The sequence below is a fragment of the Petrotoga mexicana DSM 14811 genome (assembly GCF_002895565.1).
In the GTDB taxonomy this organism is placed as follows: Bacteria; Thermotogota; Thermotogae; order Petrotogales; family Petrotogaceae; genus Petrotoga; species Petrotoga mexicana.
In genome coordinates this window covers 38,190-53,709 of sequence record NZ_AZRN01000033.1, presented here as the reverse complement: position 1 = coordinate 53,709, position 15,520 = coordinate 38,190, and the positions used below count along the sequence as shown (strand labels likewise).

Below are 15,520 nucleotides of genomic sequence, written 5' to 3'. Positions count from 1 at the left end.
GTTTTTCACCTGCTAACTAATTTTATTAGAGTTTATTTATCATTCTCCATTACGGTTCCTTTTGTTACTTCTTCAAAGGTTATTCCTCCGTAGGGAGGTCTGATGCTTTGTAGTTCTATTTCTTCCATCGGTTTGCCCGTCATCTGTGAAATTTCTTTTGCGATCAATAAACCACAGGTTTTACCTTGGCAAGGTCCCATCCCGCTTCTTGTTACCCTCTTTATTTCTTCAACGGTGGTGAACCCTTCTCTTATGGCATCCCTTATTTCTTTTAAAGTTACATCTTCACATCTACAAATTATTACCTTGTTTTCATCCATGATTTCCTTCCTCCACTTTAAAATTCCTAGCTTGCAAATAGTATTCTTTTGGAATTTCTATACTCACTGCGGCTGTTTTGTCTTGAAATTTTCCATCCAATATTCTTATTACTTTGCCATCACATAAGTATTTTCCCTCTCTATCAAATACCTTTACAATTTCTCCTTTATGGGGTCTTGGAAGAAATTCGTAAGGCATGATTACAACCGAGGTTGTTTCACTGAAATTTTTATGAATTACAAACATTGCCAGTCCTGGACATTTGCTAACACATATGCCACATCCGGTGCATTTTTCAAAGTCAACGTAGGGAATGTTGTTGATGTTAGCATTTTCAGATATGGCGTTGAAAAGGCAGCTTTTTACGCAGGGGTCGCAAGGGAATCTTTGAAAGCACTCTGATATGGCTATAGGACCTTTGTCAAAGACCTTTTCTTCTGATGGTAACTTGTTTTTTAAGTTTTCTTCCGAAGGTACCCCAGTTTTCATCAAATGAGAGATATCGAGTGCTTCTTCTGAAAATTTTTCGTTATAATTTTTCCCGTGATTCAAACCTAATTTAGATAATCCTTTCCTAATTTTCTTGCCTACAGGTCCAGATCTTAGCAATTCTAATTCATTTTTAGCCTCTTCTATTCTTTCTTCAATTTCGTCTTTGCTGTTTTTTCCGATTCTTTTGGCAACGGATAAACCGGCAATTTGGCCTTCAATCATAGCTGCTGTTGCTTCTTCTATCCCTGAAACATCCCCTGCGACAAATAAATTTTTAATTGACGTTTCCATATTTTCATCTCTTAAGGGAACGTAGCCGCCCAGTTCTGAAACATAAGTGGTTTTCACTTTCCTTTGTTTTAACAGGTCAACCAACGGGGTTAATCCTACCGATAAACAGATTGCATCGCATTTGATAAGTTGCTCAGTACCTTTTACTTCATTCCAATTGCTGTCGAGTTCACATATTACCGCTCCTTCAACCTTTTCTTTTCCAATGGCTTTTTTTATGGTATGGGATGTTAAAATAGGTACGCCCAACCTTCTGAGTTTTGATGCATGAACAGAGTATCCACCTATTTTTGGCGCTGCTTCAACTATTGCAGCTACTTTTACACCAGCTTGTAGTAACTGGTAAGAAACTATCAACCCAATATTTCCCGAACCAATCATTAAGACATTCGTAGCTGGTAATACGCCATAAACATTCATCAAAGTCTGAACTGCTCCGGCACCAAAAATGCCAGGAAGGTCGTTATTCTCAAAAGCTAAAAATTTTTCTGATGCCCCCGTTGCAAAAATAATACTCTGAGGATAATATTTTTTCATTTTATGATCGTTTAATATAGTTACAATGTTATCTTCATAGATTCCCAACACCCTAGAAGACAATAGCACTTCTATGTTGTTATTCTTGTTAACTTCATCGATTAGCTTCTTGAGTATATCTATTCCCCTTGTGCCTGCGTATTCCTTTTCTGAACCGAAAAATCTATGGGTTTGTTTTATTAGTTGTCCACCTAAAAATTCTCTTTCTTCTGATAAAGATACTTTAATTCCATAATTAGCAGCAGCAAGTGCAGCTGAAAGTCCCGCAGGGCCTCCCCCTACGACCAATAATTCAAGGTTTTGGATTTTACTCATTTATCTCAACTCCAATATTTTCTGATTCTATTCTCATTCCATCTTTTAGAGGAGTTATGCACGTTCTTACGTTTGGAACCCCATCAACTGTCATCAAACAAGAGGAACAATGTCCAATAGCACAAAAAATTCCCCTTGGCCTGTGTAATTTCTTACTTTCACTGAATTTAAAAACGCCGTTTGCATACAAAGCTGCCGCAATGGTTTCTCCTTCGTAACCTATCAATTCTTTACCGTTGTAATAGAATTTTATTTGGTTTCCTCTATTAAAACTTAGTATAGGATGATTTTGTATTCTCATTTTTTCTCCTTCTTAAATAAATTATATGCTACCTTCGCCCCGCAGCCTACCCTACAAGTACTATACTTCTACTATTAATTGAATCACAATTTTCATTTTTAAAAAAAGTCGATTATAGGCGATTATGAAAAAAATTTCATGATTAGGGACGATTAAAGCCAAATATTGAAGTTTTTTTCAATTTTTGAAAAATATTATAAAGTTAATTATTTCTTTATATAAAAAAAAAGAGGCCTTTAGGCCTCTTCTCATCGTCTTTACTTTGAATTAGTCGTTGTAATAAGGACAATCTTGATATCTTTCTTGGTTGAATCTTTGGTTATTTTGGTATCTTTGAAAATCTTGGTAGTCTTGATAATCCTTATACTGTTGATATCTTTTGAAATCTTGGTAATTTTGGTAGTCTTTATATCTTTGATAATCTTGGTTTTGTTGGAAATTTCCTTGATATCTTTCTTCAAAATTTTGAGATCGAACATTTTCCATGTATCTCTGCATATTCACTGTTCTATCTTGATATTTGATCTCTAAAGGTACAAAGTTTTTGATGTCGTTTATTACTACCTTGTATCCTGTTAGTTCAATACTTTCGCCGGCTTTTACATCATCCAAAAGATTCTTGGGTACTCTTACTGAGTAAATTTCAGAGTCTACTTCAACACTCAAGGTTAAAGAGACATCGTCATCCACTATGGTTTTGACAGTTCCTGTAACGGATACTGGTGAAACATCTTGAGATAATACTCTTTCTTGCAATCTTTCTTGAACTTGAAACATCTGGTTGTCAGGATCCTGATTTTGTACCTGGGACATTGGAGCCCCACCAGTTGGTCCTACTTGCGCAAATAACGATCCGACTAAAAGAATACCTATAAAGAAAGACAGAAAAACTTTTTTCATACTAACACCTCCACTAAGTAATGTTTTATATTTTTGATACATCAAAATAATAAAACAATATGCTTAATGTTCACTTAATGGAAGCTTAGAAGAAACTTAAAAAAAACATGGTGGTAGTTTCAAAGTTTTAAACCGTCACTCCTAGATAAGTTTTCCTAACTTCATCGTTTTCTAAGAGATCTTCTGCAGGTCCTTCGAGAACAATTTTGCCTGTTTCTAAGACATAACCATAATGAGCGATTTTTAATGCACCAACGGCGTTTTGTTCTACAAGCAATATGGTTACTCCCTCTTCACATATTTTTTCTATAGTTTCTAAAACCTCTTTGACTAGAATCGGAGCTAGTCCAAGAGAAGGTTCATCAAGCATTAGAACCTTTGGTCTTGACATTAGTCCTCTTGCAACCGCCAACATTTGTTGTTCTCCTCCAGATAGTGTGCCTCCAAGTTGTTTAAGTCTTTCCTTTAATCGTGGGAAAAGTGTAAGTACCCAATCGAAATCTTCGTTTATTTTTTCAGAGTCTTTGCGAGAATACGAACCCAATCGGAGGTTTTCTAAAACCGTTAGATTAGGGAATATACGTCTACCTTCAGGAACTAGAACTACTCCCTTTTCTACTATTTTATGTGTTTCTATGCTTGTAATATCAACATTATCAAAAAGCACCGTTCCACCGCTTTTTTTAACTACATTCATTATCCCGTTCAAGGTTGTAGTTTTTCCGGCTCCATTTGATCCAATCAAGGTTGTGATTTCATTCTTTTTGATTTCCATATCTATCCCTTTTACTGCATGTATACCACCATAGTGAACGTGCATATCTGATATTTTAAGAATTATGTTTGAATTTTCACCGTTCATATTGCCAACTCCTCACCTAAATAGGCTTTTATTACCAAAGGATCTTTTTGAATCTCCTCCGGACTACCTTCAGCGATTTTTTTCCCATAATCCAATACATATATACGCTCACAAATTCCCATGATAACTTTCATATCGTGTTCTATAATGAGAATAGATAACTTATATTCCTGTCTTATATGTTTTATAAACTCCATCAATTCACTCGTTTCATGAGGGTTCATTCCTGCTGCGGGCTCGTCTAACAGAAGTAGTTTTGCTCCGGTGGCAAGTGCTCTTGCGATTTCTAACTTTCTTTGTAATCCATATGGAAGAGAGTTTGCTTTGTCATTAGCGTAAATAGACAACCCGACTTCTTCTAGAAGATCCCAGGCTTCGTTTTGCATTTCTTTTTCTACTTTTAAAACGTCAGGAGTCTTTAAAACACTTTTAAAAAGCCAAATCCAACTCTTCAATTTCAAATGCTGAGAAACTAAAACATTTTCTAAAACTGTCATATCTTTAAACAAACGAATATTTTGGAAAGTTCTAGCAATTCCCAACTGAGTTATTTCGTGAGGTTTTTTAGAATTTATTTTTTGTTTCTTAAATAAAATTTTTCCAATGTCTGGAGTGTATATACCGGTAATCAAATTGAAAAGAGTGGTTTTCCCCGCCCCATTGGGACCTATTAAACCAAGTAACTCGCCATTTTTTAAATAGCCATTGAAATTGTTAACAGCTATTAAACCTCCAAATTTTTTGGTTACATTCTCAAATTCTAAGATATATTCGTTATTGTTTGTATTACTCATTGGAAGCCTCCTTGGGGATTTTTCTAAGTCATTCATCCTCTCTCATACTACTTTTATTTTTTAATTTTGTTATCAGTTTATAAATGCCATCCCATGTTATTTCATTTCTTCCCATTATGCCTCTTCTCCAAAATAGCATTATAATTATGAGAATGAGAGATAAAACCACCATTCTCATTCCCGGGATGCCTGGTATGTAGATAGGACCGATCGATATAGGCTCTTCTAAAACCCTTAGGAACTCTAATCCTACCGTATAAAGTGAAGCTCCGATTATGGCTCCACTAATACTCCCAAGTCCACCGATGACCACCATTATCAATATTTCAAAGGTTTTTTGAAACATGAAAGATTTAGGATCGATAGTGGTAATTAGGTGTGCCCACAATGCTCCACCAACTCCTGCAAAAAAAGAACCAATTACAAAAGTGACTACTTGATGAGAAAAAACATTAATTCCCATAGATTTAGCAGCAACTGGATCTTCCCTGATTGCCTTTAAAGCTCTTCCATAACTACTTTTAACTAAACTAGAAATGAAGACTACCGTTATTAAAGCAAACCCCCATGTCCACCAAAGGTTAGAATATTGTGGGATGCTTTTTAAGCCCAAAGCTCCATTTGTGATAGACCATGTATTATTTGCGATAACTCTCACTACTTCACCTAATCCAAGAGTTGCAATGGCTAAATAATCTCCTATTAAACGAAGAGATGGGGCAGCAACTAAATATCCAAACGCTGCGGCTACTAGTCCCGCAATTATAATTGCAGGTAGGAAAGGGATTTGGATAACATTTAAAGGGTATATTAAAGGTTTTATCAAAAAACTTATTTCTTTTTGAGCAGGAGAAAGTGTTAAAATGGACGATACATATGCCCCAATTGCAATGAATCCAACATGTCCTAACGAAAAGATACCTGTAATACCGTTAATAAAGGTTAAACTTACGGCGAATATTATATTAATTGCCATTAAATTCAATATCAAAATTAAATAATCACTCGCTTTGTTATTAGCTGTCAACAGCAATAGAAAGATTGCCAATATAAAAAAAATAGTCAAAAAGAATTTGGTCTTAAAAGATAGCGTTTTTTCCATATTCACACCTTCTCCCCTATTTCAACACCGAGAAGCCCGTTTGGTTTTACTAGAAGAATAATTATTAAAATAATATAAGCAATAGCGTCTCTATATCCTGCCAAAGCAGGTAAGAATGCGACTATCATTATTTCTGCAACCCCTAAAATAAAACCTCCAAGCATAGCCCCTGGAATACTTCCTATTCCTCCGACAACAGCAGCTATAAATGCCTTTAAACCGGGGATCATGCCGGTATAAGGATAGATTTGAGGGTATTTCATAGCCCAAAGAATACCCCCGACTGCTGCTAAAGCGGACCCTAACATAAATGTTTGAGAAATAGTTCTATCAGTGTTTATGCCCATTAATTTTGCTGCAGTAACATCTTTGGAAACAGCTCTCATCGCCATGCCGGCTTTTGTTCTATAAACTATCCAAACCAATACAAGAAGTGCAAGAATAGAAGCACCTATAATAATAAAGGTTAATAAAGGTATCCTTACATCTCCAAAAGTTAATACTTGTGCAAATTGTGTTGGGTAAACTCCTAATTGTGGATTGAATGATTTTGCCCTTCCACCAAAGACAACTATTGCGAAGTTTTGTAAGAAGAATGATACACCAATAGCTGTGATTAATCCTGAGATCTTGGGGGCATTAGCTTTTCTTAACGGTCTGTAGGCAACTCGTTCGATTGTAGCGCCTAATAGAGTTGTTAAAACAATAGCAAAAATAAAAGCTGCCCACCACGGAAATAAAAAGAGAGTAACTGCATAAAAAGCAAAATACATGCTAAAAGTAAAAATGTCACCATGAGCAAAGTTTATTAAATTGAGTATTCCATAAACCATAGTATAACCTATGGCAATAAGTGCATATATGCTACCAAGTGAGATGGCATTGGCTAGATGTTGAAAGAACATTTGGATAGTCAATTATGAGCCCCCTTTCTGGATCCAAGAAAATGTAGCCATCTCATTTTGTGAGATGGCTTTAATATTTTTAAATATCACATGCTGGGTTTTATAACGGTACGGAAAACAAATTGTCCATTTTCAACCATGTTGATTACCGCCGGTTTTATAGGGTTTCCAGAACCTTCAGGATACGTAATTGTACCAGCTACACCAGGAAAGTTTTTAGTTTTTGCTAGAGCGTCTCTAATTTTTACAGGATCTGTAGACTGTGCAGACTCAATAGCGTTAACTATTACCATGTAAGCATCGTACGCCAAAGCTCCAAATGCGTCGGCTCTTCTGTTGTATTCTTTTTGATAGGCCTCTACAAAAGGTTTAGTAGCAGGGGATAAATCTGCATCCTCGTGGAAGTAAGTTGTATAAGATACTCCTTCTACGTATTCTCCACCAATTTGTATTAGTTCAGGCGCGTCCGCACCATCCCCAGCGAACATGGGACCTGTGAAACCTAAATCTCTGGCTTGTTTGCAGATTAAGGCTATCTCAGCATAGTATCCTGGCATAAAAATAGCATCGGGATTTTTCGAAAGAGCGTCGGTAAGTTGAGCCGTGAAATCTTGGTCACCAGTTGTATAAAATTCAGTGAAGTAGGTTCCTCCAAACTGTTCAAAAGCTTTTTCAAAATAATTGGCAAGTCCCACGACGTAATCTTGTGCAACATCAATCATTATGGCGACGTTTTTAGCTCCAAGCTCCTCCCAGGCAAATGTTGCAAGTAGAGCACCTTGCAAGGTATCCTCAAAGCAGGTCCTGAAGACATACTTTTTGTTTTGAGCGACTAAAGGGTTAGTGGCGGTATTAACCACCATGGGTATTTGTCTTTCTTCTGCTATTGAAGCTGCGGCTAAGGCTGCTGAACTTGTTGCAGGCCCAATAACTGCTACTACTTTTTCGTGATCTATTAGTCTTCTTATCGCATTGGCAGCTTCTGCTTTGTCTGATTTGTTGTCGACAGCTACGACCTCTACTTTGATTTCTTTACCTCCGATGTTGACTGTTGGTTTCAACTTGTTGGCTAACAATACACCATCTCTTGACATTTGACCATAACCCGAGACAGGTCCGGTTAGTTCAAAGTTCATACCAATTTTGATAACTTCTTGACTAAAAAGTGTGAAGGTCATAAGGATTACCAAAAACACCATAACAAAAGTCTTTCTCATGTTTATCCCTCCTCATATGATATGTGTAGATGTTATTTTTCTTAATAAAGTATAGAAAGAATTTTCATAGACTTTATCTTCTGTGAACTAAATTTCATATGAATATATCAATTACCTAACAGAAAAGAAATTAATCAGTAATTTTCTTAATTATACAATAAATAAATTTATAATGCAACTATTTTGCCGATTTGTGCAAAAAGTTTTATTTATAGTGTATTAAAAATACTTTCCAAATTCTCATTCGCGTAGCAACTGGCAAGTAGATAAAAAAATTGACCAGATTATTTCTGGTCAATTTTTGTTGTAATAGAGAATTATTAACTTCAATCTTTTAACCTTCGATTATTTTTACAATAAAATTTCTATTTCTTGGGCCATCGAACTCACAGAAATAAATTCCTTGCCAGGTTCCCAATAAAAGCTTTCCATTTTCAATAATTAAGGTCAAAGATGGTCCAACAAGCGTTGATTTTATATGTGAGTCAGCATTGCTTTCGAGATGAGAATATTCTTTACTTTTAGGAATTTTATTTTTTAGAAAATTGGTGATGTCTTTTCTTACAGACGGATCTGCGTTTTCGTTGATTGTTACAGCGGCAGTTGTATGGGGGACATATACGATCAAAATACCTTCTTCTATTTTTGAATTTTCGACACTCTCTTGAATATAGCTGGTTATGTCGATCATTTCTTCTCTATTATGTGTTTTTAAAGAATAAGTGTATGTCATAATCTTCAACTCCTTTTTTGTTATTGGTAAATTATATTAGCAACAATGGTGATAGAGTTACCTTCTTTGGAGACGTGTACTTTCACATCTTCTTTTTTTACTGCCAAATGTTTAACAGCATAATCTTTTATATAGTTTATCACGAAATCCAACTCTTCTTGTTTGACGTTTTCAAATCTCATTTGACTCTTAGCTCCATTTTTTCGATCGGAGGTGCTTAAGAAAGAGTTCATTCTTTTTATTGCGGTTTCCCGACTTTTATTCTTTTTACTTTTGAAAGGCCACATTTACCTTCACCCTCTTCTGAATATTCTTTTGATGAATTCTATAAATCCTTGAGGGGCATGGTCAACATCTATCAAATCTTTTTCTAACGGCACATCTTTTCCTAAGATTCTCTCGCTTATATTATTGAAAACCGAATAAAGTTTAGCTTCCTGGTTTGTTGATATTGGAGCTCCTTCGTTGGAAGAAAGTAAAATTTCCTCACTATCAGGTATGATTCCAATTAAATTCAATGCTAACGCTTCTTTAATATCATCAGCGGAAAGCATTTCGTTTCTTCTAACAAGTCTCAATTTTAATCGATTCACAATTAGTGAAATGTGGTCGTCTGTATAACCTTGATTTTCAAGCAACCCTACGACTCTATCCGCGTCGCTTATAGCAGTCAGGTCTGGTGTAGTAACAACAATAGCGTGTTGTGCAGATGAAACAGCATTTTGGAATCCTCTTTCTATTCCGGCGGGAGAATCAATAATAATATAATGGAAATGTTTGGAAAGTTTAGAGACTATATTGTTCATATCTTGAGGAGACATTAAATCTTTATTGGCGATTTGAGAAGAAGCCAGAAGAGAGAGATTTTTTAATTGTTTGTGTTTTACGAGTGCTTCCATAACGGTTTTGTTACCACTTACAACGTCCATAATAGTGTAAACTACTCTGTTTTCCAAACCCAAAATCAAATCCAGATTTTTTAATCCAATATCTGCATCTATAAGGCAAACATTGTAACCTTTTTTTGCTAAAGTGGCCCCCAAATTAGCTACGATAGTAGTTTTACCAACTCCTCCTTTTCCGGAGGTAATAACAAACACCTTTGCATTTTCCATCTCTACCCCTCCACTAGAAAACTTTGCCCATTATTAATTATAAGATAGAAGTTTTTATAAGTTAAAAAAGTTAAGATATTCTAAGGGCTAAACAGATTATACTACAAATTGATTAAAAAATAAAAAATCGGGGAAAAATCCCCGATTAATTTAAAAACTATTTTTGTTGCCTGTTTATTCTTCGATACTTATGGCTTCAGTTGGACAAGCATCTATGGCATCTTGCACACATGGTGCGTCACTTTGTTCATCAATAACTTCGGCCTTTCCGTCATCTCCCATTTGGAATACGTCTGGGCATAAACTTTCACATATAGCGTCTCCTATACAAGCTTCTTTGTCAATAACTATCTTCATAGCTACACCTCCAAATAGTTTTTAAAAAGTTCTTTTTCTATCTGTTACATATACTACTAATTAAAACCATTTGATTATACCATAAATCTACACAATTAAATTTAAAAATTGATTTAAGAAAATATAACTACATTGAATTAGTTCAGTTTCCTAATTTCTTCTACCACTCTGTCTACTATATTTATTCCAACTCGTTCTTGGGCTTCTTTTGTGGAAGCACCTATATGGGGTGTGGCTACAACGTTTGGTAAAGCAAAAAGTTCCTTGTAGAGATCACCCTTTGGAGGTTCTTCTTCGAAAACGTCCAATCCTACTCCAAGGAGCTTACCATTTTTCAGATATTTCAGCACAGCATTCTCGTCGAGGACACCTCCTCTTGCAGCATTAATTATTACTGCACCATCTTTCATCATTTGGATTTGGGGTTCACTTATAAAATGATAAGTTTTTTCGTTTTTTGGAATATGTAAAGAAATAACATCAGAATTTTGGAGTAATTCTTCTAAAGATACCTGTCTAACGTTATAATGCTTTAGCTCATCAGTACTTATATTAACAACATCAAACACCAGAGTATTGGTTTGGAAACCTTTTAGTAATTTTGCCAAATTTTTTCCTACATAGCCAAAGCCGATGATACCAAAGGTTTTTTGGGACAACTCCAATCCTTTTAGTTGTTTTTTCTCCCATTGTTCATTTTTTAGACCGATCGTTCCTCTTGTAATATGTCGATAAATATCTAAAACCATCCCTATAACCAATTCTGCAACGGATAAAGAATTCTGCCCCGGCGTATTTAAGACGGTTATTCCTTTCGATTTAGCAGTATCGACATCTATATTATCTAATCCCATGCCCGCTCTACCTATGATCTTTAACTTATCTGCATGTTCTAATATTTCTCTCGTCACCTTAGTTGCACTTCTTACAATCAATACGTCAATTTCTTTAATCTTATCTTTGAGAACGTCTTTTTCGAGATGTTCCGAAGTAATTTCAACATTAGGTAATTCCTTTTGTAACTTTTTTAAAGCATTTTCATCTAAAGGGTCGTTTATATGAATTTTCATCTTTTTTAAACCCCCTCTTTCATAAAAACTTCTTCAGCAGCTTTTACACCTTTACCTAGTTCAATCTCAAAACCAAATTTGTTAAAAGCCATTTCCAAGGCACTTACCGCAACAATAACATCAAATTTTGACATGTAACCAAGATGGGCAATTCTTATTATTTTTCCTTTTAGCTGTGACTGACCACCAGCAAAGGTTACTCCCCATTCATCTCTCAAAAATTTAACTATACCTTTACCGTCAACATTCTGTGGTACTTTTATTGCAGTGAGGACGTTTCCGGGTCTTTCTGCAAAAAGTTCTAAGTTCATAGCTTTTGTAGCAGCCCTTGTTGCTTCAGCTAAGATTCTGTGTCTTTCCCAAACATTTTCAATTGTTTCTTCTTTTAGCATGTCAGTTGATTTTAATAATTGGTAAACGAGGTTAACAGGAGGAGTGTAAGGGGAATCTGGGAAGCTCTTTTTATATGCTCTTAAGTCAAAGTAATATCTATGGCTGTTAGAATTTTCAACAATCTCCATTGCTTTCTCACTTAAAGCTATTATTGCTACGCCAGGAGGCATCATAAATCCTTTTTGAACTCCAGAAACTACAACATCAATGTTCCATTCATCCATTTTTAAAGGTTCGGCCAGCATTCCAGAAATAGCATCAACAACTAAAACTGCATTGGTTTCTTTTACAATCTCAGCTATTTCTTTGATGGGATGTACAACCCCTGTAGAAGTTTCGCTTAAGGTAGTGAAAACAGCTCTTGTTTCTGGATGTTTTTCTAGTTCTTTTTTGATTTGTTCTACTCGAACATATTTTCCCCATTCGATATCGATTTCTACTAAATTAGTGCCGTAAGCTTTACATAATTCGCACCATCTTTCTCCAAATTTTCCCCCATTTACGGCAATAGCCGTATCTCCAGGTGAAACGAGGTTAGCAACTGCGGCTTCCATTGCTCCTGTTCCGGACGCAGCTAAGGTGTATACGTTATTCTTCGTTTGAAAGAGATATTTGAGATTTTCTAAAGCTTTGTTTTGAATATCCAAATATTGTGGTGTCCTATGATGGATGGTATCCTTTGCACCTTCCAATAAAAGATCGATTGGAACAGGGGTTGGCCCTGGAGCCATGAGATAGTTCTTTCTTATTAACTTTGCCACGTATATCCCTCCTCTAAGAATTGTGAAAGTTTTCTTATAGTAATTTTACCATACTTTTTAAATATCAATATGGATCTTTTTTATCCTTTTTTGAGTTTTTAAGGTATTTTCTTAAAATGTAATGAAAAAATATTTTGAATCACAGCAATAAAATGTTATAATAAAAAAGGAATGAAGGTTGCACGAAAAAGGGGATCAGAAAACAACATGGGGAATGAGTATTCCTTAAGGGAACAAAAGATCTTGAGCTATATGGGGTTTGCTGCTAAAGCCAATAAGATAGTTTATGGTAAACAAGGGGTGAGGAATTATATTCGTTCATTTCAGAAGAAAAAAGTAATACTTATTCCAAGGGATACTGGTTCAAGAGTGAAATTAGATGTAATCAAACATTGTCAAATTTTCGATGTACCTTATATAGAATTGAACTCCCCAAAGTCAATTTTAGCTAAGGCTCTTGGTAAACAAAATATAAGCGTCGTCGGAATTACAGATGAAAATATTATCGAAGGAATATTGAAGACGTTCCAATAATGGAGGTGGTTTATAAGTGTCGAAGACCCGAATATACGAAGTCGCGAAGGAGTTAGGAATGAACTCTAAAGAATTAATGGAATTTTTGGAAAAGGAATTAAATATCTCTGTCAAAAGTCATATGAGCACTATAGAAGAGGAAACGGTGCAAGCTATTAAGGATCTTATTGAGGAAGAAAGGCAAGCTAAAAAGGAAGTAAAAAAGCAAAAAGAACCGCCAAAAGAAAAGAAAAAGACTCCAGAAAAAATAAAAGTCAAGGAAAAATTAGAAGAAGAACCTGTCGAAGAAAAGCCCGTAAGAGAAGTCACTATAACTACGCAAGAAATAACGCTTGATATTTTAGCGAAACGCCTCGAATTAGAACAAAACGATATTATAAAAGATATGTTTATGAAAGGTATAGTATTAAGGCCAGGTCAGAAACTAGATAAAACCATGGCAGAAGAGATTGCAATGAATTATAATGTTATATTGAATTTTGAAATTGAAAAAAAGGAACCAGAAGAAGGAAAAGAGGAAGATATAGAAACCATACTTACCAAAAAGTGGAACGATATTTATGAAAAAGAGAAAGACAAATTGGCTCCACGTCCACCGGTTGTCACTATTATGGGACACGTTGATCATGGGAAAACGACTCTATTAGATAAAATTAGAAATACCCATGTTGCTGATAAAGAAGAAGGCGGTATTACTCAATCTATAGGTGCTTACCAGATAGAGTATAACGATCAAAAGATTACTTTTATCGATACCCCTGGTCATGAAGCATTTACAGAAATGAGAGCCAGAGGAGCTCAAGTTACGGATATAGTTGTTCTTATCATTGCGGCAGATGATGGGGTGATGCCTCAAACAATAGAGGCTTATAATCATGCAAAAAGTGCCAACGTTCCTATAATAGTGGCGATAAATAAAATTGACAAACCTAATGCCAACATTGAATTAACAAAACAACAGATGGTATCTAAACTCAATCTTATTCCAGAAGATTGGGGTGGAAATACTATAACTATTCCAATTTCTGCAAAAACAGGTAAAGGAATCGATGAGTTATTGGAAATGATAATTCTAGTAGCTGAAATGCAGGAGATAAGATGTATCCCTGAAGGAAATGCTAGAGCAGTGATAATAGAAAGTCGGGTTGATAAGGCTATGGGGCCTTTGGGAACGGTTATAGTTAAAGATGGGATATTGAAAGTTGGAGATGACTTTATTTCAGGTTCTACTTATGGTAGGGTCAGAAGAATGATAAATGACAGAGGAGAAAGTTTAAAAAGAGCCGTTCCTTCCACTCCTGTACAAGTTTTAGGTTTTAATGATGTTCCGAACACACATTCTATTATGTATGTGGTTGATTCAAAAGAAGAAGCTCGAGCATTAGCAGAAAAAATCAAAGAAAAAGAAGAAGAAAAAAGTAAAGGTCCAGCTAAAAGACACATGAGGCTTGAAGATATTATGCAAAAAATGGAAGAAGAAGAAAAAAAGAAATTAAATATTCTATTAAAAGCCAATACTTATGGAGAAATAGAGGCTTTAAAGAATGCTATTCAAAAGTTCGAAAATCCAGAAATAAATATAGAAATTATACACGCTGGGATAGGACCGGTAAGCACAAGCGATATAATGTTAGCTTCCGCTTCAGATGCAATTGTTCTGGGCTTTAGAGTAAAAGCTGATTCAAAGGCATTAAAGATGGCAGAAGCTGAAGGAATAGAAGTTAGAAGGTATAATATTATATTTGACTTGATTGATGATATCAAGAAAGCTTTAGAAGGTATGTTAGAGCCTATTCAAAAGGAAGAGCTCACTGGAAATGGTGTAATTAAAGAAGAGTTCAAGATAAAAGGTGTAGGAAAAATTGCTGGTGTTCAAGTAAATGAAGGTTACGTTCAAAGGGATGGCGGAGTTAGAATCTATAGAAATGGTGGTTTAGTTGCCGATGTGAAAATTAAGAGTTTGAAACATTATAAAGATGAAGTTAAATCCATTGAAGCACCTAAAGAATGTGGAATTCAATTTGAAAATTTCGAAGATTTCACTAAAGGTGATGAATTAGAATTTTATAAACATGTATTTGTTAAACGAGAATTGGATTTGGAACAAAAAACTAAATAATTAGGTGTTTTGATAAAAGTAAATGGGGGATATGATAATATGGGTTCTGAATATAAGGTAGTTGGAATTAGGGGAGCAACTTCTTTAACTGAAGATCATCCAATGAAAGTAACTGAAAATGTTATAGAGCTATGGAATGAAATAATGAATAAAAATGATATATCACGTATAATATCGGTGATATTTTCTGTAACACCTGACATCAAAAGTCTCAATCCTGCTACCATTTTACGTGAGAAATTAGATCTGAATAACGTTCCTTTTATGAGTTTAGAAGAAGCTTCATTTAACGATTCTCGAAAAAAAATAATAAGGGTGCTGATTATTTGTGAAAGCAGCACCCAAAATTTTGTATACTTACATGAGGCAAAGAACTTAAGAACAAAAAAAGAATAATCTTT

Annotated in this window: 18 protein-coding genes; 3 read left to right on the top strand and 15 right to left on the bottom strand. The window is 35.1% G+C overall.

From position 1 onward, the window contains the following. Nucleotides 1-32: 32 nt before the first annotated feature. The 15 genes from X927_RS10280 to X927_RS07540 form a co-directional block, all read right to left on the bottom strand. On the bottom strand, nucleotides 33-320 hold the full coding sequence (locus X927_RS10280) for a (2Fe-2S)-binding protein (protein WP_211287841.1): 288 nt from the start codon (nucleotides 318-320) through the stop codon (nucleotides 33-35). Then, a complete protein-coding gene (locus X927_RS07605; RefSeq protein ID WP_211287840.1) occupies nucleotides 313-1,956 on the bottom strand; it encodes an FAD-dependent oxidoreductase in 1,644 nt (547 codons plus the stop codon). Before X927_RS07605 ends, X927_RS10280 begins: the two co-directional genes overlap by 8 nt. Beyond that, entirely contained in the window at nucleotides 1,949-2,257 is a 309-nt protein-coding gene (locus X927_RS07600; RefSeq protein ID WP_103077486.1) for a (2Fe-2S)-binding protein, read from the bottom strand. The genes X927_RS07605 and X927_RS07600 overlap by 8 nt, the downstream gene beginning before the upstream one ends. A gap of 267 nt (nucleotides 2,258-2,524) precedes the next feature. Next, on the bottom strand, nucleotides 2,525-3,157 hold the full coding sequence (locus X927_RS07595; RefSeq protein ID WP_103077485.1) for a hypothetical protein: 633 nt from the start codon (nucleotides 3,155-3,157) through the stop codon (nucleotides 2,525-2,527). 127 nt (nucleotides 3,158-3,284) lie between these two features. Then, complete coding sequence (locus tag X927_RS07590; RefSeq protein ID WP_103077484.1) at nucleotides 3,285-4,019, bottom strand: ABC transporter ATP-binding protein; 735 nt, start codon at nucleotides 4,017-4,019, stop codon at nucleotides 3,285-3,287. Then, a complete protein-coding gene (locus X927_RS07585) occupies nucleotides 4,016-4,813 on the bottom strand; it encodes an ABC transporter ATP-binding protein (RefSeq protein WP_103077483.1) in 798 nt (265 codons plus the stop codon). The genes X927_RS07590 and X927_RS07585 overlap by 4 nt, the downstream gene beginning before the upstream one ends. A gap of 28 nt (nucleotides 4,814-4,841) precedes the next feature. Further along, nucleotides 4,842-5,915, bottom strand: coding sequence for a branched-chain amino acid ABC transporter permease (locus X927_RS07580; RefSeq protein ID WP_103077482.1), 1,074 nt, complete (start codon nucleotides 5,913-5,915; stop codon nucleotides 4,842-4,844). Nucleotides 5,916-5,917: 2 nt separating this feature from the next. Beyond that, nucleotides 5,918-6,832: a branched-chain amino acid ABC transporter permease gene (locus X927_RS07575; RefSeq protein WP_103077481.1), complete on the bottom strand. Its 915-nt coding sequence runs from the start codon at nucleotides 6,830-6,832 to the stop codon at nucleotides 5,918-5,920. Between the two features lie 74 nt (nucleotides 6,833-6,906). Next, on the bottom strand, nucleotides 6,907-8,037 hold the full coding sequence (locus X927_RS07570; RefSeq protein ID WP_103077480.1) for an ABC transporter substrate-binding protein: 1,131 nt from the start codon (nucleotides 8,035-8,037) through the stop codon (nucleotides 6,907-6,909). 334 nt (nucleotides 8,038-8,371) lie between these two features. Then, nucleotides 8,372-8,770: a secondary thiamine-phosphate synthase enzyme YjbQ gene (locus X927_RS07565; RefSeq protein WP_103077479.1), complete on the bottom strand. Its 399-nt coding sequence runs from the start codon at nucleotides 8,768-8,770 to the stop codon at nucleotides 8,372-8,374. 20 nt (nucleotides 8,771-8,790) lie between these two features. Further along, nucleotides 8,791-9,057 carry a hypothetical protein gene (locus X927_RS07560; protein ID WP_103077478.1) on the bottom strand — a complete coding sequence of 89 codons (267 nt, stop codon included), beginning with the start codon at nucleotides 9,055-9,057 and terminating at the stop codon, nucleotides 8,791-8,793. A 6-nt stretch (nucleotides 9,058-9,063) separates the two neighbouring features. Continuing rightward, nucleotides 9,064-9,885, bottom strand: coding sequence for a septum site-determining protein MinD (gene minD / locus X927_RS07555; RefSeq protein WP_103077477.1), 822 nt, complete (start codon nucleotides 9,883-9,885; stop codon nucleotides 9,064-9,066). A 174-nt stretch (nucleotides 9,886-10,059) separates the two neighbouring features. Next, the gene (locus tag X927_RS07550) at nucleotides 10,060-10,242 is read right to left on the bottom strand and encodes a ferredoxin (protein ID WP_103065168.1); all 183 of its coding nucleotides are present in this window, start codon (nucleotides 10,240-10,242) and stop codon (nucleotides 10,060-10,062) included. Nucleotides 10,243-10,379: 137 nt separating this feature from the next. Then, nucleotides 10,380-11,312, bottom strand: a complete 933-nt coding sequence (locus tag X927_RS07545) for a D-2-hydroxyacid dehydrogenase (RefSeq protein WP_103077476.1) — start codon at nucleotides 11,310-11,312, stop codon at nucleotides 10,380-10,382. A gap of 5 nt (nucleotides 11,313-11,317) precedes the next feature. Then, the gene (locus tag X927_RS07540; RefSeq protein ID WP_103077475.1) at nucleotides 11,318-12,466 is read right to left on the bottom strand and encodes a pyridoxal-phosphate-dependent aminotransferase family protein; all 1,149 of its coding nucleotides are present in this window, start codon (nucleotides 12,464-12,466) and stop codon (nucleotides 11,318-11,320) included. Between the two features lie 171 nt (nucleotides 12,467-12,637). On the opposite strand from X927_RS07540, the gene X927_RS07535 reads away from it, so the two are divergent. The 3 genes from X927_RS07535 to X927_RS07525 are packed head-to-tail and all read left to right on the top strand — an operon-like array spanning nucleotide 12,638 to nucleotide 15,515. Continuing rightward, a complete protein-coding gene (locus X927_RS07535) occupies nucleotides 12,638-13,000 on the top strand; it encodes a L7Ae/L30e/S12e/Gadd45 family ribosomal protein (RefSeq protein WP_245855507.1) in 363 nt (120 codons plus the stop codon). A 16-nt stretch (nucleotides 13,001-13,016) separates the two neighbouring features. Next, nucleotides 13,017-15,119: a translation initiation factor IF-2 gene (infB, locus tag X927_RS07530; protein ID WP_103077473.1), complete on the top strand. Its 2,103-nt coding sequence runs from the start codon at nucleotides 13,017-13,019 to the stop codon at nucleotides 15,117-15,119. A 39-nt stretch (nucleotides 15,120-15,158) separates the two neighbouring features. Continuing rightward, nucleotides 15,159-15,515 (top strand): chorismate mutase, encoded by a 357-nt coding sequence (locus X927_RS07525; protein WP_103077472.1) that lies wholly within the window; start codon nucleotides 15,159-15,161, stop codon nucleotides 15,513-15,515. The last annotated feature ends 5 nt before the right edge of the window (nucleotides 15,516-15,520 follow it).